Consider the following 19509-nt stretch of genomic DNA (forward strand, 5'->3'; position numbering starts at 1 on the left):
CGCCCTCACCGCCATGGTCCGGCCAAGCCCGTCCGGGGTAGGTTCATCGGTGTGTCGGCCAAGAAGAAGAGCGCATCGACGCCCGCGCTGGTCGCCTTGCAGGAATCAGGCACTCCGTACGCCGCGCACGAGTACGGCCATGACCCGGATGAGACCGCGTTCGGGCTCGAGGCGGCCGCGGCGCTGCAGTTGGACCCCGCGCGGGTGTTCAAGACCCTGGTGGCCGACGTCGACGGGCAGTTGGTGGTCGCCTGCGTTCCGGTCAGCAGCCAGCCGAGCCTCAAGGCCCTGGCAGCGGCACTGGGGGCGGGGCGGGCGTTGATCGCCGACGCCAAGGTCGCGGAGAAAACCACCGGCTACGTCGTCGGCGGCATCTCGCCCATCGGTCAGCGCAAGCACCTGCCCACCATCATCGACGCCTCGGCGCTGGATCACTCGACGATCTACGTGTCGGGCGGGCGCCGGGGACTGGACATCGAACTCAAACCCGACGACCTGATATCCCTCACGAAGGCCCGGACGGCCCCGATCCGTTCGTGACCGGGTCCCGCGAGAAGGCCGCGCCCAGCACCACCACGAGCAGCGCCATGAACGCACCGAGGATCAGTACCCCTTCGGCGCCCACCGTGACCGGCAGCGCGATCGTCCCGTCGGACTGCTCGACCGCGGCCCGACCCGCGATCCACCAGCCCACCACCCGGCCCACTGCTGCGCACACCGTCGCCGCGACGATGGCGCCGACGACGTGCGCCCAGCCGCCCACGAAGCCCGTGCGGTGCAGACGCACAGCCGCCACGAGGCCGATCCCCAGCCCGGCCGCGAGCAGCAAGGTGCCCAGCGTCAGATCCGCGACGGCGAAGCCCTGCGGGTAGGCATCGACGAAATCGGCGTCAGCCAAGGACCGCACGAGCACCCGTGGTGCCCACCACACCCAGAGAACCCCGACGGGGATCCCGAGCCCCGCACCCAGCACCACGTACCGGGCGATCACCCCGGCCGGTAGCAGTGACCGCTTCACGGGTTCGGGATGCAGTGCGGTCCCAGCAGGGCCTTGAGGTCCGCGCCGAGCGACGAGGTCGCGGAGACCCGGAAGCCCTCGTCGAGCCGCAGCACCGTGGTGCGCCCGCCCGACACCATCTGCAGGTGGACCTCGCTGGCACCCGGGTGGGAGCCCAGGACCGACTTGAGCCGCTCCACGGTGTCCGGGGTGCATTGTTGAGCCGCCACGGTGACGACGAAGGGACTATTGCGGTCCACGGACAGGTCCGGGGCGGACACCTCCATGGCCATCAGCCGCGGTGAGTCCTCGCTGATGTCCAGACGTCCCTTGATCACCAGGATCGCGTCCGTATGGCAGTACGGCGAGACCGCCTCGTACACCTTGGGGAAGACCATCACCTGGATCTCGCCGGTGAGGTCCTCGATGGCCATCTGCGCGTAAGGCTTGCCGCCCTTGGTGATGCGGCGCGCCACCTGCGTGGCCAGCCCCGCGATGGTGACCACCCGGCCGTCGGCGTTGTCCGATCCGGTGAGGTCCGCGATCGCCCCGTCGGCCAGCGAACGCAACTGCGCCTCGAGACCGAACAGCGGGTGGTCGGAAACGTACAACCCGAGCATTTCCCGCTCATGGGCCAGCAGCACCGCCTTGTCCCACTCCCCGACTGGGATCTGCAGCGCGAGTTCCTCGCTCTGCTCGTCCTGGGCCATGTCGCCGAAAAGGTCGAACTGTCCGATGGCCTCGGCGCGCTTGGTGCTCAGCGCCTCGTCGACGGCGGCTTCGTGGACACTGATCAAACCCCGCCGCGTGTGGCCCAGAGAGTCGAACGCCCCGGCCTTGATCAGCGACTCCACCACCCGCTTGTTGCACGCGGAGGCCTCGACTTTGGCCAGGAAGTCCTCGAAGTCGCCGAACCGTCCCTTCGCCGTGCGGGAGGCGATGATCGACTCCACGACCGCCTCGCCGACGTTGCGCACCGCCGACAGCCCGAAGCGGATCGTGTCGTCCACCGCGGTGAAGCGCGACTGCGAGTCGTTGACGTCGGGTGGCAGGACCTTGACGCCCATGTGCCGGCATTCGGCCAGGTAGATCGCGCTCTTGTCCTTGTTGTCCTTGACCGACTCCAGCAGCGCGGCCATGTACTCGGTCGGGTAGTTGGCCTTCAAGTAGGCCGTCCAGTAGGACACCAGGCCGTAGCCAGCCGAGTGCGCCTTGTTGAACGCGTAGTCGGCGAAGGGGACGAGCGTTTCCCACAGTTTGGCGATCGCAGCGTCGCCGTAACCGTTGGCCCGCATGCCCTCGGCGAAGGGTCCGAACTCCTTGTCCAGGATCTCCTTCTTCTTCTTGCCCATCGCGCGGCGCAGAAGGTCTGCTTGACCCAAGCTGTACCCGGCCAGATTCTGCGCGATGGTCATGACCTGTTCCTGGTACACGATCACGCCGTAGGTCTCGCTGAGGATGTCCTCGAGTGGCTCGGCCAGTTCCGCGTGGATGGGTTCAACCGGCTTACGGCCGTTCTTGCGGTCGGCATAGTCGTTGTGGGCATTGGCACCCATCGGGCCCGGCCGGTACAGGGCCAGCACCGCGCTGATGTCGTCGAAGGAGTCCGGCTTCATCGAGCGCAGCAGCGCACGCATCGGTCCGCCGTCGAGTTGGAAAACCCCGAGGGTGTCCCCGCGGGCGAGCAGTCGGTACGCCTCGGCGTTGTCCAGCGGCAACTCCTCCAGCACCACTGTCTCGCCCTTGTTCCGCTCGATGTTGTCCAGGCAGTCGTCGAGCACCGTGAGGTTGCGCAGTCCGAGGAAGTCCATCTTGAGCAGACCGAGTTCCTCGCACGCACCCATGTCGAACTGGGTGATGATCGAGCCGTCGTCGCGCATCCACAACGGCACGACGTCCAGCAGTTTCGCGCGGGACAAGATGACGCCGGCGGCGTGCACCCCGGGCTGACGTTTCAGGCCCTCCAGGCCACGGGCGGTGGCCACCACCTGCTGCACCTGCTCGTCGCCGTCATGCAGGGTGCGGAAGTCGGCGGCCTCCGCGTACCGCTGGTGCTTGGGGTCGAAGATCCCCGACAGCGGGATGTCCTTGCCCATCACCGGGTCCGGCATGGCCTTGGTGATCTGGTCGCTCAACGCGTAGGGCAGGCCCAGTGCCCGGGCGGAGTCCTTGATCGCGGCCTTGGCCTTGATGGACCCGTATGTCACGATCTGCGCGACCTGGTCGGCGCCGTACTTCTCGGTGGCGTAGCGGATCATCTCGCCACGCCGGCGCTCGTCGAAGTCCATGTCGATATCGGGCATGGACACCCGGTCGGGGTTGAGGAAGCGCTCGAAGATCAGGCCGTGTTCCAGCGGGTCCAGTTCGGTGATTCCCAGCGCCCAGGCGATGAGCGCTCCCGCCGCCGACCCGCGACCAGGCCCCACCCGGATGCCATTCTCCTTGGCGTGGCGGACCAGGTCGGCCACGACGAGGAAGTAGCTCGGGTACCCCATTTGGTTGATCACGGAGATCTCGTAGTCGGCCTGCTGCCGGTGGGTCTGCGGGACAGGATGCGGGGCGAACCGCTGTTGCAGCCCGCGCAGGACCTCCTTGGCCAGCCAGGACTCCTCGGTCTCACCGTCCGGGACGTCGAAGCGTGGCATGAGGTTGGCCGAGTCGTCGAACTCGACGTTGCACCGCTGCGCGATGAGCAGTGTGTTGTCGCAGGCCTCGGGCAGTTCCGACCACACCGCACGCATCTGCTCCGGGGACTTCAGGAAGTACCCGGAGCCGTTGAAGCGGAACCGCTTCTCGTCGTTCACGGTGGCCCGGGTCCCGATGCACAACAGGACGTCATGGGCCGCGGCATCCTCCTCACGCACGTAGTGCAGGTCGTTGGTGGCCACCAGCGGGAGGTCCAGTGTGCGCGCGATCCGCCGCAGGTCCTCACGGTGGCGCCGCTCGATGTCCAGGCCGTGGTCCATCAGTTCGCAGTAGAAGTTGCCGGCCCCCAGGATGTCCCGGAAGTCGGCCGCGGCTGCCAGGGCCCGCTCGTACTGCCCCGATCGCAGCCACATGTTCACCTCGCCGCTCGGGCAGCCCGTCGTGGCGATGAGGCCTTTGCCGTACCGGTCGAGCAGCTCCCGGTCGAACCGGGGCTTGCGGTAGTACCCCTCGATGCTGGCCATGCTCGACAGCCGGAAGAGGTTGTGCATCCCCTCAGTCGTCTCGGCCAGGACCGTCATGTGGGTGTAGGCCTGCTTGCCCTTCGAGGCGGGCACGCCGTCCTCGCCGACGTCGTCACCGGGCACGTCGCCGAAATCGTACGGTGCTCTGGTGTGCCGGCCCTGGGGCGCGTAGTACCCCTCGATGCCGATGATCGGCTTAACCCCGTACTTCTGGCCCTTCTTGTAGAAGTCGTAGGCGCCGAACACGTTGCCGTGGTCGGTCATCGCGATGGCTGGCATCTCCAACCGGGCAGCCTCCGCGAAGAGATCGTCGAGGCGGGCAGCACCATCAAGCATCGAGTACTCGGTGTGCACGTGCAGATGCACGAACGAGTCCGACATGGATCACCTCGACGAGTGCGTGAACGGGTCTCCAGACTAAGCCGACGTCATGACACCGCGGGATCGCGACGCGCCCGCCGGTGGTCATGCCTCTCGGATCACCTCGAGGGCGCGGGCGAGGTCGTCCGGGTAGGCACTGGTGAACTCCACCGGACGGCCGGAAGCGGGATGCCGGAATCCCAGGCGCACGGCGTGCAGCCACTGCCGGTGCAGCCCGAGGCGCTGGGCGAGGACCGGGTCTGCGCCGTACGCCGTGTCGCCGCAGCACGGGTGGTGCAGGGCCGACATGTGCACGCGGATCTGATGGGTCCGCCCGGTCTCCAGAGTCACCTCCAGCAACGACGCGAAGCGGTGGCCCTCGAGCGTCCGGTAATGGGTGACGCTCGGCCGGCCGCCGGCCACGACGGCGAACCTGTGGTCGTGGCGGGGGTCGCGGGCGATCGGGGCGTCGACGGTCCCGGTGGCCGGGTCGGGATGGCCCTGGACCAGCGCGTGGTACACCTTGTCGACCCGGCGCTCCTTGAAGTCCCGTTTCAGCGCCGAATACGCCCGCGCGGACTTTGCGACCACCATGACCCCGCTGGTGCCCACGTCGAGCCGATGCACGACACCCTGCCGCTCATCGGCTCCGACCGCGGCGATCTGGAAGCCACCCCGGGCCAGGGCGTCCACCACCGTCGGACCGTCCCAACCGGGGCTGGCATGGGCGGCCATGCCCACCGGCTTGTCCACCACGATCAGGTCGTCGTCGACGTACAGGACCGGCAGGTCCATGGCCGGTGGCGGTACGGCAATCACGTCGAGGTCCTGCACGATGACAGTCTGGTCGGCCAGCACCCGCGAGGACTTCGGCACCAGCTCCCCATCGACGGTGACCTGGGCATGGTCCACGAGATCAGCGGCCCGGCTGCGGGACACACCCAGCATCCGCGCCAGCGCCTGATCCAGGCGCTGGCCGTCGAGGCCGTCCGGCACGGGGTACGTGCGCTCGCTCATGCGGCCGCGGCGTCGGCCGGCTCGTGGCGGGGCCGGTCGTAGGGGACGTTGAACAGGCTCAGGGCCACGATCAGGATCGCCGCGGTCACCAGACTCATGTCCGCCGCGTTGAACACCGGCCAATTCGGCAGGCGCAGGAAGTCGACGACGTGGCCCTGCAAGGGGGCCGGTTCCCGGAACACGCGGTCGATGAAGTTGCCCACCGCCCCGCCCAGCATCAGTCCCAGGGCCACCGCCCACCACATGGACACCAACCTGGTCGACATGCGCACCAAGACCACAACCACGGCCACCGCCACCAGGCTGAAGACAATCGTGGCTCCCCCGCCCAGGCCGAAGGCTGCGCCAGGATTGCGCACGAAACTGAACCGCAGCAACTCCCCGACGATCTGGCGATCGGGCTGACCCTCCAGCGTGGCCACCGCCCACGCTTTGCTCAACTGGTCGACCAGGATCACGGCCGCCGCCGTGGCCCACGCGACCAGCACGGCCGGATGCCTCATGCCGCCCACGGTAGACAGGCCGGGCCGGCCCGGGTCGGGCAGGGGCTCTGGTGGAGACCGCCACAAATGGGCGATCACCAGTACTGCACTTCGGCCATCTGCCCAGTTGTGGTTCGTGGGGCGACCGTTTTGACCGACTTATCCCGTTCGCGGTGACCACAACTGGGCGGAATGAGCCCTTGGCAGCCCAGTTGTGGTCACCCCCGCCCCTGCAGAAGCCCGGCCCAACCGTGCGCGAGGTCCGCGGGCGGGTCGGCGATCTCGACGACCTTGCTGCGAGCGGTGCGACCCGCGACGATGGCGATCCGGGAGCGGGGCACCCCGAGGGCCTGCGCCAGGGCGACCACCACGGCGGCATTGGCCTTGCCATCGGCGGCGCGTGCCGTCACGCGAACCACCAGGGCGGGGGGTTCGCCGTACTGCCCGCCGACGGCCGTGCGACTGGCCCCGGGCCTGACCCGGATGGATCCCCGGAAGGGCCGACCGCTCACGCGGCCACCGTACGACCCGGTAGCGACCACCACGTCGCTACCCTCGAAGGGAGTCCTAAGAAGGAGCCGAATGTACCGACAGGTGCCCGCGAAGATCGACCTGCCCGCGATGGAACGCGAAATCATCACGTTCTGGCAGAAGAACGACGTCTTCCACCGCTCCCTGCAACAGACCGCCGACGGCCCGCAGTGGACGTTCTTCGAGGGACCGCCCACCGCCAACGGGACCCCCGGCGTGCACCACATCGAGGCGCGGGTGTTCAAGGACCTCTACCCCCGCTATCGGACGATGAAGGGGTACCACGTGCCCCGCAAGGCCGGCTGGGACTGCCATGGCTTGCCGGTGGAGCTGGCGGTCGAACGCGAGCTCGGTTTCAACGGCAAACCCGACATCGAGGCCTACGGCATCGGTGAGTTCAACCTGCGGTGCCGGGAGTCCGTCCTTCGGCACGTGGATGCCTTCTCCGAGATGACCGCCCGCATGGGCTACTGGGTCGACATGGACCAGGCGTACTGGACGATGTCACCGGAGTACATCGACAGCGTGTGGTGGTCGTTGAAGAAGATCTTCGATGACGGCCTGCTCGAACAGGACCATCGCGTCTCCCCCTACTGCCCCCGCTGCGGGACCACGCTCAGCGATCACGAACTGGCGCAGGGGTACGAAACCGTCGTGGATCCCTCCGTGTTCGTGACCTGCGAGGTCCTCGACGGCGATCTCGTTGAGAGCTTCCCCGGTGTGCAGTTGCTGGTGTGGACCACCACGCCCTGGACGTTGGTGTCGAACACCGCCGTGGCGGTCTCGCCGGAGGCAACGTACGTGGTGGCGCGCAGCGGAGATCGGACCCTGGTCGTCGCAGAGGACCTGCTCGGGGCCACCCTCGGAGACGACGCGCAGATCCTGCACCGGCTCGCGGGCAGCGACCTGCAAGGGGTCCACTACCGCCCGCCCTTCGACCTCGTCGACATCCCGGACGCTCACTTCGTGATCCTCGGTGATTTCGTGACCACCAGCGACGGTTCCGGGATCGTGCACCTGGCCCCGGCGTTCGGTGCCGACGACCTCGCCGTGTGCCGGGCCTACAACCTCCCGGTCGTCAACCCGGTGCGCACCGACGGCACGTTCGACGAATCGCTCGCCCTGGTGGGTGGCCAGTTCTTCAAACACGCCGACGAGGACCTCGTGGCCGACATGGCGGCCCGCGGACTGCTGTTCAAGCGGGTGCCGTACGAGCACGCCTACCCCCACTGCTGGCGGTGTCACACACCGCTGATCTACTACGCGCTGCCGTCCTGGTACATCCGCACCACGGCGGCCAAGGACGCCCTGCTCGCCCAGAACGAGGCGACGAACTGGTACCCGGAGACGATCAAGTGGGGTCGTTACGGGGACTGGCTGCGCAACAACATCGACTGGGCGTTGTCGCGGTCGCGCTACTGGGGCACCCCGCTGCCGATCTGGCGGTGCGACAACGACCATCTCACCGCGGTCGGCTCGCGCGCCGAACTGTCCCGGCTCGCCGGCGACGACCTCAGCGCGATCGACCCCCACCGGCCGTACGTCGACGACATCACCATCGACTGCCCGCAGTGCGACGCGACGGCCACCCGCGTGCCCGAGGTGATCGACTGCTGGTACGACTCCGGGGCCATGCCGTTCGCCCAATTCGGCTACCCCGCGGCCAACGCTGAGGAGTTCGAGCAGTCCTACCCGGCGGACTTCGTCTGCGAGGCCATCGACCAGACCCGCGGCTGGTTCTACACCCTCATGGCGGTGGGGACCCTCGTGACCGGGCAGAACGCCTACCGGAACGTGCTGTGCCTCGGGCACATCCTCGACGCCGAGGGCCGCAAGATGAGCAAACACCTGGGCAATGTGCTGGAGCCGATCCCGCTGATGGATGCGCAGGGCGCCGACGCCCTGCGCTGGTTCATGCTCGCCTCAGGCTCCCCGTTACAGGCCCGCCGGGTCAGTGCGGAGGCCATGCAGGAGGTCGTCAGCAAAGTGCTGTCGACCCTGTGGAGCACCGCGTCCTTCCAGGCGCTGTACGGCGGGTTGGCCGAGTGGGAGCCCGGCCGGACCGCCGAGCCGACCCTCATGGACCGGTGGGCGCTGTCGCGCACCCACAGCACGGTGCGGGCGGTGGATGCCGCGCTGGACCAGTTCGACTCCCAGACCGCTGGGCGCCTCATCGCCGAACTGATCGACGACCTGTCCAACTGGTACGTGCGCCGCTCGCGGCGGCGGTTCTGGGACGCGGACCCGGCGGCACTGCAGACGCTGCACGCCTGCCTGCGGGACGTGGTCCTGATCATGGCGCCGTTCACGCCGTTCATCACCGAGCGGCTGTGGCAGGACCTGTTCGCGCGCTCCGAGGAGGTCGACAGCGTGCACCTGGCAGCCTGGCCGGCCGTGGCCGACGACCTCATCGACCCCGATCTCGAGGCCCGGATGGCCCTGGTCCGCCGGTTGGTCGAGTTGGGCCGCGCCGCCCGCGCCGAATCCGGCATGAAGATCCGGCAGCCGCTCTCGCGGGCCCTGGTGGCCGCCGAACGGTGGCCGGAGCTCGATGAGCAGGCGCGCACGCAGATCGCCGAGGAACTCAACGTGCTGTCCCTGGAGTCGCTGGCGGACGCCGGTGCCGTCGTGGAGGTCAGCGTCAAGCCCAACTTCCGCACCCTCGGCAAGCGGTTCGGCAAGCGCACACCTGTGGTCGCCGCGGCCATCACAGCGGCCGATCCCGCCCGGCTGGCGGCCGCCGTGCGCCTAGGTGAAGGTCAGGTCGAGGTTGAAGGTTCGCCCGTTTCGCTGACGATCGACGACGTGATCGTGACAGAAGTCCCCCAGGAGGGGTGGACCGTGGCCAGTGGGGGCGGCGAATCCGTCGCGCTGGACCTGCATCTCGACGACCGGCTCCTGGTCCTGGGGACCGCTCGCGACATCGTGCGGACACTGCAGCAGGCGCGCAAGGACTCCGGCTTCGAGGTCACCGACCGCATCACTGTGTTGTGGCAGTCCGACGACGAACGGGTCGAGCAGGCGTTCGCTGAACACGGCGACATGATCGCAGGAGAGGTGCTGGCCACCGAGATCGTCGAAGCGGCGGCACCGGCGGCGATGGATCTGTCGGACCCGGACCTGCGCGTGGCGCTGCGGCGGGGCTAAGGCACCGACCGGTCAGAACCTCGCCACCACGGCGATGAGGATCTGCAGGCCGATGAACAGCACGAGGAACGCCACGTCCAAGGCGATCCCGCCGAAGCGGATCGGGGGGATGATGCGGCGCAGCAAGCGCAGGGGCGGATCGGTCAGTGTGTAGATGATCTCGGCGATGATCAGGACGACGCCCTTCGGCTGCCAGTCCCGGGCGAGCATCTGCACGATGTCGAAGACCAAACGCCCGATGAGCACCAGCAGGTAGAGGCCAGAGGACGTTGACGATGACGCTGGCGACCGGGCTCACGTCACGAGCCTAAGAGATCAGTGCGGACCGCACGGAGGCAGTGACCTCCACACCCTTCGGCGTGAGCAGGAACACCTTGCCCCCGATGCGCTCGATCGTTCCCTGCAGACCGAAGGTCAGCCCCGAGGCGAAGTCGATCATGCGCTTGGCGTCGTCCGCGGTAAGACCGGACAGGTCCATCGAGACCACGTCACCGGCACGGAATCCTTCACCGATGGAACGCACGTCCGCGTACGCCGACGGACTCATCCGGACGACGTCGTAGGCCGCCTCGATCCGGCGCGGACCGGAGGTCGGCGCGAACGCTGTGCTGCTCTGCTCCACCGCGATGTCGGAACGGGCCGTCGAGGAGCGCTCAACGCGCTCGTGGCGCTCGTCGTACTCGAATCCGTAGTCGTCCTCGGCGAGCCCGAGGTACACGGCGACTTTCTGGCGCAAGGTGCTCAATGCGCTTCTCCTTCGTTGTTCTTCCCGCCCTTAGAAGGACGGTACCCGACGGTTGGCCGACTGCCCATGACAGCCGTGCCTATCCGAAGGTGTGTCGCGCCATACGCCACCGCCACCTCCAGATCCGAACTCATCCCGGCGGAGATGATGTCCGCCTCCGGCACCTGCCCACGCACGTGCGCGGCCACTGCGGCCAGCGCGGCGAACGCCGGGGCCGGGTCCTCCCCCAGCGGGGCCACCCCCATCACACCGCGCAGTCGCAACCCGTCGGCCGCCCTGACAGCCGTCAGCAGCCCGTCCACGCCGGGCGGCGCGACCCCCCCGCGGCCCGCCCGCGCCGGCGGGTCGAGGTTCACTTGGATCAGCACATCCTGGACCTTCCCGGCGGTGTGCGCCGCCTTGTCCAGCGCGCGCACCAGAGAAGTGCGGTCAACGGTGTGCACCAGGTCCGCGTAGCCCACGACGGACTTCGCCTTGTTGGTCTGCAACTGCCCGATGAAGTGCCATGTGAGATCCAGATCGAGGCACTGTGAATGTTTGGCCACGGCCTCCTGGTCGCGGTTCTCGCCGATGTCGTGCACACCGAGGGCGGCGAGGCGGCGCACATCGTCGGCGCCGAAGAACTTGGTCACGACGATCACGCTGGCCGGCGGGCGCCCGGCGGCCGCGCAGGCGACAGCCACCCGCTTCTGCACCGCGTGCAGGTTCTCGGCCAGTTCCCGGGTCCGCGGATCGTCGTTCATGCAGCCCGCCGGATGATGGTCAGTGCCTGCCGGCCGGTGACGCCGTCGCGTCGGTGGGAGTAGAGGCTCGGCTCCTCAGCGGTGCAGCGGTGGTCCCAGCTCGTGTGCACACCGCGACCGGCCAACTGCGCTGCCAGGCCCGCGCGCAGATCCACGGCTGCAGTGCCGCGGCGCTCGACGACGGCTTCCGGGACGACCGCCGCCACTTCGCCGGCCCGCCCCACGTCCACGGGGTAGCACTGCGCGCAGATCACCGGTCCCACGTGTGCCTGTGGATCCTCGAGCGTGGACCCGGCGGCGCGCATCGCCTCGAGAGCCGCGGGCACAACACCCAGTACCAGCCCTTTCCAGCCGCAGTGGACCGCAGCGATCCAGCCGTCCGCGGTGGCGATGCCGATCATCGCACAATCGGCCCCCTGCGCCGCGATGGCCAGCCCCGGCCGGTCCGTCATCAGGCCGTCGCTGCGCGCGACGTCGGGCACGATGCTGTCTACATAGGTGACCGTGGCCGAGTGCGCGGCCCGGGTGAAGACCACCTGGGACACCCCCACTCGCTCAGCCAATGCTGTTCGGTTCGCGCTCACCGCCGCGGGGTCGTCGCCGACGTGCACGGCGAGGTTCCCCAAGGCGAACGCCCCCTGGCTCGCCCCGGCCGTACGGTCGGTGACGAGCCAGGAGGCGTCGTGCAGTGAGCCCGAGGTCACTTCAGGAAGTCGGGGACGTCGAGGTCGTCGGCGTCGTTGCTGGCCGGGGCGTCCTCGAACGACACGGCCCGCGTGGCCGGCGCCAGTGGGCGGCCGACCTCCTGCTTGCTGCTGGACAGATCGATGGCCTCGCGCTGCGGCGCCGTGGCGCTGGAGTGGAAGCCGTCGTTCTGCGACGCCCGCGCCGGCGCGGTCAGGCGCGGCAGCGGCGCCCCGCCGTCGAAGCCGGCAGCGATGACGGTCACGCGGACCTCGTCGCCGAACATGTCGTCGATGACCGTGCCGAAGATGATGTTCGCCTCCGGGTGAGCGGCGTCGGACACCAGCCGGGCCGCCTCGGTGATTTCGTGCAGGCCGAGATCCGCGCCACCTGCAACGCTGAGCAGCACGCCGTGCGCTCCCTCGATGCTGGCCTCCAGCAAGGGTGACGAGATGGCCATCTCGGCGGCGACCTGCGCCCGCTCCTCACCGCGGGCCGAACCGATGCCCATGAGCGCCGAACCGGCGCCCTGCATGACGCTCTTCACGTCGGCGAAGTCGAGGTTGATCAGGCCCGGGGTCGTGATCAGGTCGGTGATGCCGGAGACGCCCTGCAGCAGGACCTGGTCTGCCTGCTTGAAGGCGTCGATCATCGAGATCGTGCGGTCGGCCAGCGCCAGCAGCCGGTCGTTGGGGATCACGATCAGGGTGTCGACCCCCTCGCGCAGGGCGTCGATGCCGCTCTCCGCCTGGGTGGCGCGTCGGCGGCCCTCGAACATGAACGGCCGGGTGACGACACCAATGGTCAGAGCACCGATCTCCTTGGCGATGCGCGCCACGACGGGCGCGCCGCCGGTGCCGGTGCCACCGCCCTCACCTGCGGTCACGAACACCATGTCGGCACCGCGCAGAACCTCGGCGATCTCCTCGGCATGGTCCTCGGCGGCCTTGCGGCCCACCTCCGGATCGGCGCCGGCGCCGAGGCCACGGGTAAGTTCCCGTCCGATGTCGAGTTTCACGTCGGCGTCGGACATGAGCAGGGCCTGCGCGTCGGTGTTCACCGCGATGAACTCGACGCCCTTGAGCCCGAACTCGATCATGCGGTTCACGGCGTTGACGCCGCCACCGCCGATGCCGACAACTTTGATCACTGCGAGGTAGTTCTGGGGAGCGGCCACCAGAAATCCTTTCTCAAGTCGGAGTATCCATCTCAGGTTCAGGTCGAACCCGACATGGCAGCGCAGAGCACGGCAGAGCACACACTGCGCTGTGTTGTCCGGTCCTCGCAGACCGGCTGGGGGAAGTAGCCGCATCGATCGCCATCAACCTCAACTTGAGGTTCACAAACCCCCTGATGCGGGCTCTGCACAGGAGACTAGTACGAGGAATGGCCCGCGCAAGCACTTGTGGGAAAGTGGCGGAGACTTTTTCGCCAGATGTCGGAAAACGGGCGCAATATCGGCATATTTCTAAGGCTGAATGTGAGGTTGAGACTACCGGAGGGGACGTTGGTGGCCAGGTTCCGTGCGACACAATGAGCCCATGGTGCGGGCCGGGAGTGTTGGACTGGCCGCTCTGCTGCTGCTCCCGCTGACCCAGGCATGCACGCCTCCTGGCGAACGTGGTGGTGCCGGCGTCAAGGACTACCCCGCGGTGACGCCACTGCCCATCCCGCCGCTGGCGCAGGCCTCGCATCGCAACGGGCGCACCGTCGTCCCCCTGCGGATCCGCACCGGACGCACCGACTTCGGACAACCGGGGGGACTCGCCGACACCTTTGGCATCAATGGCAGCTACCTGGGTCCGACCATCCGCCTGCACCGCGGTGAGCGGGTGCGTGCGGTCGTGCGCAACTCGCTGGGTGAGATGACCACTCTGCACTGGCACGGGCTACACGTGCCGGCCAAGTCCGACGGCGGGCCTCACTCCATGATCGATCCGGGCCGGACATGGCAGCCGGAATGGACCGTGCGACAACCCGCAGCGACTCTCTGGTACCACTCCCATCCCCACGGGCAGACCGCCCAACAGGTGTACCGAGGTGTGGCGGGGATGCTCATCCTGGATGACCCTGGTGCCGCAGATGCCGGCCTGCCCGGCGAGTACGGCGTGGACGACGTGCCGTTGATCGTGCAGGACAAGAGTTTCACGGCGGACGGACAACTCATCGTCGATCCGGAACCGGCGCAGGGGCCCTCCACCGGATTCCTCGGTGACACCATCGTCACCAACGGCAAGATCGGCACCTACCTCCCGGTGACCACTGAGGCGATCCGGCTGCGACTGCTCAACGCCTCGAACGCCCGCGCCTACGCCTTCGGCTTCAACGACGACCGAACGTTCGACATCGTGGCCTCTGATGGTGGCCTCCTCGCGGGACCAGTTCCAGCGCAGCGCGTCCAGCTCTCCCCCGGCGAACGGGCCGAGATCGTGGTCCGCATGCGGCCCGCAGAGACGGTGCAGCTGAACAGCACGCCGCCCGACCTCGGCACGGGCGCAGATGCCCGCTACAGCGGCGGGACGTTCACCGTCACGGAGCTGAGGGCGGCGGCCACGCTGCGGCCCTCCCCCGCGCCGGCCCCGCAGCTGACCGCCCTCCCGCCGCCAGATCCCACGACCGCCCAGACCACCCGCTCTTTCCGGATCCAGGGCCGGGCGATCAATGGCCGGCCCATGCAGATGGCACGCATCGACCTGGCAGTGCCTGTGGACACCCCGGAGATCTGGGAGGTCACCAACCAGGACCGGCAGCCGCACAACTTCCACGTGCACAACGTGCAGTTCCGGATCCTGTCGCGGGACGCGGATCCGCCCCCGCCGGAGTTGGCGGGTTACAAGGACACCATGTACGTGGCGCCCCAGTCGACCGTGCGGATCCTCGTGCGGTTCACCGACTACGCCGACCCGGGAATGGCCGTACATGTTCCACTGCCACCTGCTGCTGCACGAGGACATGGGCGTGATGGGGCAGTTCGTGGTGGTGAAGCCGGGCCAGAGCGCGGGACACCCCCCGCACGGCATGGCCATGTGACCTCAGTCGGCCACGACCCCCCCGGGGGTCTCCGCAGCTGCGACGCTCGGCGTGGGGGTCGGGGTGGGAGTGTCCAGCCCCGCTTCCGGGGAGGCGGCCGGTGTGGGCGCGACCGACCCCTGCGGGCTGGCCGACGGCGACGGAGTCGCCGGGATCGGCGGGCCGTCGGCCGTGGTGGGGGTGTCCGGGTTGGACACGTCGTACCAGCCGGAATCGGTGCCCAGCAGCACCGACAACACCGCGGACTTGTAGTCGGAATCCGCCGCTGAGCCCCAACTCACCACGGCCTGCGACTTGCGCAGTTGCAGCATCAGGCTGTTCGGTGACTCCGCGGAGATCGAGGCGACGCGGGCACGCACCTGCTGCGACATCCCGGCCAGCGCCTGCAGCATGGCCGTGTTCGCGGCCTCGTCCGGGGAACGTTCGACGGTGGGAAGGTCCTTGGGCTTCTCGGATGCCACGGCGAACGCAGCACCGTTCTCGTCGAGTAGTTCCCACCCATCTGCGGCCTTCTGCATTGCCACCGCGGTGCGTTCGGACACCGTGATGACAACGGTCCGTGGCCACTGCCGGTGCACGTCCACCGACGCCACCTGCGGGAGATCCGAGAGCCGCGCGGTGGCCGCGCGCACGTCCACGCGCATCATGGGGGTTCCCTTGGGAATGCCTGCCACGCTCACCAGTTGCCCAGGATCCATGGAGGTAGTACCTTCCACTTTCACTGCAGACACGCCCATGGCACCGGTCCAGCCCGCCGCATAGACCGCTGCCCCGCCTGCGACCAGCACCGCAGCCCCGGCGACAACCCACTTGCGACGCGATGCCGGCGCCCCGGTGTGCTCCTGCTTGGGCTCGGTGATGGTCACGGTCCCACCTCGTCCAGAGTGCGTGCCAGCAGGTCGAGCACCTCGGGGATCAGCAGGCTGATGTCCCCGGCCCCCAGCGTCATGATCATGTCGCCGGAGTGCGCATCTGCGACCAGACGGGCAGCCACCGCCGACCAGGAGGGCTCGAACACGACCTGCTCGGCGGGCAAGGGGACCGCATCGGCCATGCCCTGACCGCTGGCTCCGGGGATCGGCTCCTCGCCCGGCGCGAAGACCTCCAGGACGACGACGAAATCGGCCAGGCCGAGGGCGGCGCCGAACTCGTCGAGGTACATGGCCGTCCGGTAGTAGTGATGGGCCTGGAACGCCACGCGGATGCGCCCGGCCCCCACGACTGCGCGCGCAGCGCGCAACGTGGCCGCGATCTCCGTCGGATGGTGCGCATAGTCGTCGAACACCCGCACCCCGGCCACCTCACCGCGGAACTCGAAACGCCGCCGCGTGCCGACGAACTGCTCCACCCCGGCCGCCACCTCCTGCGGGGGCAGGCCCAGACCCACGGCCGCGACCACTGCGGCGGTGGCGTTGAGCACGTTGTGCAGGCCGGCGACCCCGATGCGGCAGGTGACGTCGCCGAGTGACGGTCCCTGCACCCGGAAGACCGACCCGTCTGGCGTCAGATCCTCGACGTGGATGCGGTAGTCGCTGTCCTCGGCCACCCCGTAGGTGCGCACATCCACGCCAGCAGCCCTGGCGGCAAGAGCCAGTGCGGCGGACCCCGGGTCGTCCTGACAGACGACCAGGTAGCCGCCACGACCGCCGATCGCCGTGGCGAAGTCGTGGAACCCGGCGGTCATGGCCTCCGCGGTCCCCCAGTAATTGAGGTGGTCGGGTTCGACGTTGGTCACGATCCCCACCCGGGCATCGAGGCGCAGGAACGACCCGTCGCTCTCGTCGGCCTCGACCACGAAGGCCTCACCGGTACCCAGGTGCGCGTTGGCTCCGGAGTCGTTGAGTTCGCTGCCGATGGCGAAGGAGGGATCCTGGCCACAGGCCTGCAGGATGACCGTGAGGATGGATGTCGTCGTCGTCTTACCGTGGGTGCCTGCAACGGCAAGGACGGTCCGGCCGGTCATGGTCATGGCCAGCGCCACGGACCTGTGCAGCACGGGGATACCGCGCTCGCGGGCCGCGCGCAGTTCGACGTTGGACTCCCCGATCGCGGTGGACACGACCACGGCACCGACCTCGCCGACGTTCGCGGGGTCGTGCCCGACCGTGCACTGCGCGCCCAGCGCCCGCAGGGCGTCCAGGCGCCGGGAGTCCTTCGCGTCGGACCCGCTGACCCGCACGCCGCGGGCCAGCAGCAGCCTGGCCAGTGCACTCATCCCGGCGCCACCGATGCCCAGGATGTGCACCGACTCGGGGATCTCGGTCACCTCACGTTGCTCGTTCACGTCTCACCCTTCGCGGCCGCCGCGAACACCATGTCCGCGAGTCGGGCCGCCGCATCCCGCACGCCCTGACGGGCTGCGTTCTGCGACATCTCATCCAGTCTGCCTGGCGAGGTGACGACCGGGAGCACAGCCCTGGCCAGCGTGTCGCCGTCCAGCGCAGCATCGTCGATCAACAGGCCCCCGTCGGCGGCCACGACCGGCGCCGCGTTGAACCGCTGCTCACCGTTGCCGATGGGCAGCGGAACGTACAACGCGGGCAGTCCGACAGCTGCCAGTTCCGCACACGTCATGGCGCCGGCCCGGCATACGGCCATGTCCGCGGCCGCGTACGCGTCGTCCATGCCGTCGATGTAATCCACGGCGTGGTAACCGGGAAGATCGGCGACGCCGGCCACCTGATCGCCGTTCCTCGCGCCGAAGGCGTGCAGGACCTGCACCCCCGCCCGTGTCAACGCCGGCGCCGCGGCAACGGCGGCGGCGTTCAGCGAACGGGCACCCTGTGATCCACCGAAGACCAGCAGGCAAGCGCGGTCGGGGTCCAGACCCCACCGGGCACGCGCAGCGGATCGGCGTGCAGCCCGGTCCAGGTGGGCGATGCTCTCGCGCAATGGGATGCCGATACGGACCGCGCCGGGGAGGCTGCCGGAGGTCGCCTCGGCGACGAACGGGGTGAAGCGCCGCCCGATCCGGTTGGCGAGCCCGGCTTTCGCGTTGGCCTCATGGACCACGATCGGTACCCGGCCGCGAGCCGCCAGGTACGCCGGCAGCGCCACGAACCCCCCGAATCCCACGACGACCTCGGCCCGTCGATCGGCGAGCACCTCCCGGCACCTGTCGACGGCGGTGCGCAACCGACCCGGCAGTGTGAGCAGGTCCGCAGACGGTCGCCGCGGCAGGGGCACCCGGGGAATCAGGTCGAGTTCGTAACCGCGGGCGGGGACGAGCCGGGTCTCCAGCCCCTCGGCCGTGCCCAGCGCCGTGACAACCGCATCGGGATCGGCGCGACGTACGGCGTCCGCGAGGTTCAAGGCGGGCTCGACGTGCCCGGCCGTTCCTCCGCCGGCCACCACCACCCGCAGTCCGCGGCTCAGTGGTGCCCCCTGCGCCGCAGGAGCCGTGTCCGGGAGTCCCCGCGTCGTGACTGCAGCGCCGTGGCCGCCTGCGGTTCCGCACGGGCGAAGGCCAGCAACACACCGATGGCACACAGACACATCAGCAGCGACGACCCACCGTAGGAGACCATCGGCAACGGCAGGCCGGTGACGGGAAGCAGACCGAGCACCGCGCCGATGTTGATCAGTGCCTGGCCCACGATCCACGCCAGGATCCCGCCGGTCGCGAGTCGGACGAACAGATCGTCGGAGGAGCGAGCGACCCGGACGGCCACGATGGCGATGATCGCGAACATCAGCAGGACGCTGATGCTGCCGATGAGACCGAGTTCCTCGCCGATGACCGCGAAGATGAAGTCGGTGTGCGCCTCGGGCAGCCCGCCCCACTTCTCACGGCTGGCTCCGAGCCCGGTCCCGAACAGCCCGCCAGTGGACAGCCCGTACTGCCCGTGGATCACCTGGTAGCCCGCACCGCTCGGATCCGAGGCAGGATCCAGCCAGGTCCGGAACCGCTGCATGCGGTAGGCCACCGTGACCGAGGCCAGTCCGACCAGCAGCACCAGCGCGCCGAACGCCGCCCCGAACACCCGCGCCGGGGCACCGACGATGAACAACAGGCTGGCCAGGATCGGGAACATGACAATGGTGGTGCCCAGATCGCCCTCGGCGACGATCAGCACCACGATCAGGCCCCACACGGGCAGCAGCGGAACGAGCAGATGCCGCCACTCGTGGATCACCTTCTGCTTGCGCGCGAGGAGGTCGGCACCCCAGATGATGACGGCGAGTTTGGCCAATTCGCTGGGCTGGAACTGGAACGGTCCGCCGAAGGAGATCCAGTTGCGCTGACCGAAGACCGACACCCCGATGCCCGGCACGAAGACCAAGAGAGGCCCACCACAGCCGCGATCATGAGGAAGGGCGCGGCCCTCCGGATCCCGGTCACCGATGCCCGGGAGATGAGCACCATCGACGCCAGGCCGGCACCGGCGAACATGAGTTGTTTCTGGGTGACCGTGAGGCCCACACCCTCGCCGGCGGCATACGTGACCACGTTGCTCGCCGAGAACACCATGACGATCCCGAGCACGAGCAGCAGCATGGTGGTGCTCAGCAGTAGCGCGTAGTTGGCCAGCGGATGGTTCCACCAGCGCCGAAGCGTCTCCCCGCCTGGGATCACATGCCAGGCCCCCGCCGACTGATCGGG

17 protein-coding genes and 1 pseudogene are annotated in these 19509 nt (G+C 68.7%); 4 read left to right on the plus strand and 14 right to left on the minus strand.

Annotation, left to right across the window (positions count from 1 at the left end):
• The first annotated feature begins 51 nt into the window (after nt 1–51).
• Nucleotides 52–540 carry a Cys-tRNA(Pro) deacylase gene (gene ybaK / locus IPG68_10260; GenBank protein ID MBK6763614.1) on the plus strand — a complete coding sequence of 163 codons (489 nt, stop codon included), beginning with the start codon at nt 52–54 and terminating at the stop codon, nt 538–540.
• On the opposite strand, the gene IPG68_10265 is transcribed toward ybaK, so the two are convergent.
• From IPG68_10265 to IPG68_10285, 5 genes are all read right to left on the minus strand, one after another.
• On the minus strand, nt 506–1018 hold the full coding sequence (locus IPG68_10265) for a hypothetical protein (GenBank protein MBK6763615.1): 513 nt from the start codon (nt 1016–1018) through the stop codon (nt 506–508). The genes ybaK and IPG68_10265 overlap by 35 nt on opposite strands.
• A complete protein-coding gene (gene dnaE / locus IPG68_10270; GenBank protein ID MBK6763616.1) occupies nt 1015–4548 on the minus strand; it encodes a DNA polymerase III subunit alpha in 3534 nt (1177 codons plus the stop codon). Before dnaE ends, IPG68_10265 begins: the two co-directional genes overlap by 4 nt.
• Nucleotides 4549–4632: 84 nt before the next feature.
• Nucleotides 4633–5544 carry an RluA family pseudouridine synthase gene (locus IPG68_10275; protein MBK6763617.1) on the minus strand — a complete coding sequence of 304 codons (912 nt, stop codon included), beginning with the start codon at nt 5542–5544 and terminating at the stop codon, nt 4633–4635.
• On the minus strand, nt 5541–6047 hold the full coding sequence (lspA, locus tag IPG68_10280) for a signal peptidase II (GenBank protein MBK6763618.1): 507 nt from the start codon (nt 6045–6047) through the stop codon (nt 5541–5543). Before lspA ends, IPG68_10275 begins: the two co-directional genes overlap by 4 nt.
• Nucleotides 6048–6244: 197 nt before the next feature.
• Nucleotides 6245–6664 (minus strand): DUF167 domain-containing protein, encoded by a 420-nt coding sequence (locus IPG68_10285; GenBank protein MBK6763619.1) that lies wholly within the window; start codon nt 6662–6664, stop codon nt 6245–6247.
• Here IPG68_10285 and IPG68_10290 point away from each other — a divergent pair.
• Complete coding sequence (locus IPG68_10290; GenBank protein MBK6763620.1) at nt 6609–9704, plus strand: isoleucine--tRNA ligase; 3096 nt, start codon at nt 6609–6611, stop codon at nt 9702–9704. The two genes, IPG68_10285 and IPG68_10290, sit on opposite strands and share 56 nt — an antisense overlap.
• A 12-nt stretch (nt 9705–9716) precedes the next feature.
• On the opposite strand, the gene IPG68_10295 is transcribed toward IPG68_10290, so the two are convergent.
• The 5 genes from IPG68_10295 to ftsZ form a co-directional block, all read right to left on the minus strand.
• Nucleotides 9717–9914, minus strand: a complete 198-nt coding sequence (locus IPG68_10295) for a YggT family protein (GenBank protein MBK6763621.1) — start codon at nt 9912–9914, stop codon at nt 9717–9719.
• A gap of 97 nt (nt 9915–10011) precedes the next feature.
• Nucleotides 10012–10251, minus strand: coding sequence for a cell division protein SepF (locus tag IPG68_10300; protein MBK6763622.1), 240 nt, complete (start codon nt 10249–10251; stop codon nt 10012–10014).
• Nucleotides 10252–10445: 194 nt separating this feature from the next.
• Nucleotides 10446–11192 carry a YggS family pyridoxal phosphate-dependent enzyme gene (locus IPG68_10305; protein ID MBK6763623.1) on the minus strand — a complete coding sequence of 249 codons (747 nt, stop codon included), beginning with the start codon at nt 11190–11192 and terminating at the stop codon, nt 10446–10448.
• Nucleotides 11189–11896 (minus strand): laccase domain-containing protein, encoded by a 708-nt coding sequence (locus IPG68_10310; GenBank protein ID MBK6763624.1) that lies wholly within the window; start codon nt 11894–11896, stop codon nt 11189–11191. Before IPG68_10310 ends, IPG68_10305 begins: the two co-directional genes overlap by 4 nt.
• Complete coding sequence (gene ftsZ, locus IPG68_10315; GenBank protein MBK6763625.1) at nt 11893–13053, minus strand: cell division protein FtsZ; 1161 nt, start codon at nt 13051–13053, stop codon at nt 11893–11895. Before ftsZ ends, IPG68_10310 begins: the two co-directional genes overlap by 4 nt.
• Before the next feature lie 364 nt (nt 13054–13417).
• Between ftsZ and IPG68_10320 the strand changes: the two are divergent.
• A pseudogene (locus IPG68_10320) lies at nt 13418–14906 on the plus strand (multicopper oxidase domain-containing protein).
• Nucleotides 14907–14908: 2 nt separating this feature from the next.
• Here IPG68_10320 and IPG68_10325 read toward each other — a convergent pair.
• The 4 genes from IPG68_10325 to IPG68_10340 all read right to left on the minus strand — a co-directional run bounded on the left by IPG68_10325 (nt 14909) and on the right by IPG68_10340 (nt 19180).
• Complete coding sequence (locus tag IPG68_10325) at nt 14909–15772, minus strand: FtsQ-type POTRA domain-containing protein (GenBank protein ID MBK6763626.1); 864 nt, start codon at nt 15770–15772, stop codon at nt 14909–14911.
• On the minus strand, nt 15769–17121 hold the full coding sequence (locus IPG68_10330) for a UDP-N-acetylmuramate--L-alanine ligase (GenBank protein MBK6763627.1): 1353 nt from the start codon (nt 17119–17121) through the stop codon (nt 15769–15771). Before IPG68_10330 ends, IPG68_10325 begins: the two co-directional genes overlap by 4 nt.
• A gap of 65 nt (nt 17122–17186) precedes the next feature.
• A complete protein-coding gene (locus IPG68_10335) occupies nt 17187–18269 on the minus strand; it encodes a UDP-N-acetylglucosamine--N-acetylmuramyl-(pentapeptide) pyrophosphoryl-undecaprenol N-acetylglucosamine transferase (GenBank protein ID MBK6763628.1) in 1083 nt (360 codons plus the stop codon).
• An 8-nt stretch (nt 18270–18277) separates the two neighbouring features.
• Nucleotides 18278–19180, minus strand: coding sequence for a cell division protein FtsW (locus IPG68_10340; protein MBK6763629.1), 903 nt, complete (start codon nt 19178–19180; stop codon nt 18278–18280).
• A 33-nt stretch (nt 19181–19213) separates the two neighbouring features.
• On the opposite strand from IPG68_10340, the gene IPG68_10345 reads away from it, so the two are divergent.
• A complete protein-coding gene (locus tag IPG68_10345) occupies nt 19214–19429 on the plus strand; it encodes a hypothetical protein (GenBank protein MBK6763630.1) in 216 nt (71 codons plus the stop codon).
• Nucleotides 19430–19509: the final 80 nt, after the last annotated feature.

It is taken from the genome of Micrococcales bacterium, from assembly GCA_016703125.1.
Taxonomy (GTDB): Bacteria; Actinomycetota; Actinomycetes; order S36-B12; family UBA10799; genus JADKAV01.

Excerpts from the sequence above, each read along its gene's own strand:
- dnaE (MBK6763616.1), bottom strand. The coding sequence starts at position 4,548 with ATGTCGGACTCGTTCGTGCATCTGCACGTGCACACCGAGTACTCGATG.
- IPG68_10275 (MBK6763617.1), bottom strand. The coding sequence starts at position 5,544 with ATGAGCGAGCGCACGTACCCCGTGCCGGACGGCCTCGACGGCCAGCGC.
- lspA (MBK6763618.1), bottom strand. The coding sequence starts at position 6,047 with ATGAGGCATCCGGCCGTGCTGGTCGCGTGGGCCACGGCGGCGGCCGTG.
- IPG68_10290 (MBK6763620.1), top strand. The coding sequence starts at position 6,609 with ATGTACCGACAGGTGCCCGCGAAGATCGACCTGCCCGCGATGGAACGC.
- IPG68_10285 (MBK6763619.1), bottom strand. The coding sequence starts at position 6,664 with ATGATTTCGCGTTCCATCGCGGGCAGGTCGATCTTCGCGGGCACCTGT.
- IPG68_10295 (MBK6763621.1), bottom strand. The coding sequence starts at position 9,914 with ATGCTCGCCCGGGACTGGCAGCCGAAGGGCGTCGTCCTGATCATCGCC.
- IPG68_10300 (MBK6763622.1), bottom strand. The coding sequence starts at position 10,251 with ATGAGTCCGTCGGCGTACGCGGACGTGCGTTCCATCGGTGAAGGATTC.
- IPG68_10305 (MBK6763623.1), bottom strand. The coding sequence starts at position 11,192 with ATGAACGACGATCCGCGGACCCGGGAACTGGCCGAGAACCTGCACGCG.
- IPG68_10330 (MBK6763627.1), bottom strand. The coding sequence starts at position 17,121 with ATGAGTGCACTGGCCAGGCTGCTGCTGGCCCGCGGCGTGCGGGTCAGC.
- IPG68_10345 (MBK6763630.1), top strand. The coding sequence starts at position 19,214 with ATGAGGAAGGGCGCGGCCCTCCGGATCCCGGTCACCGATGCCCGGGAG.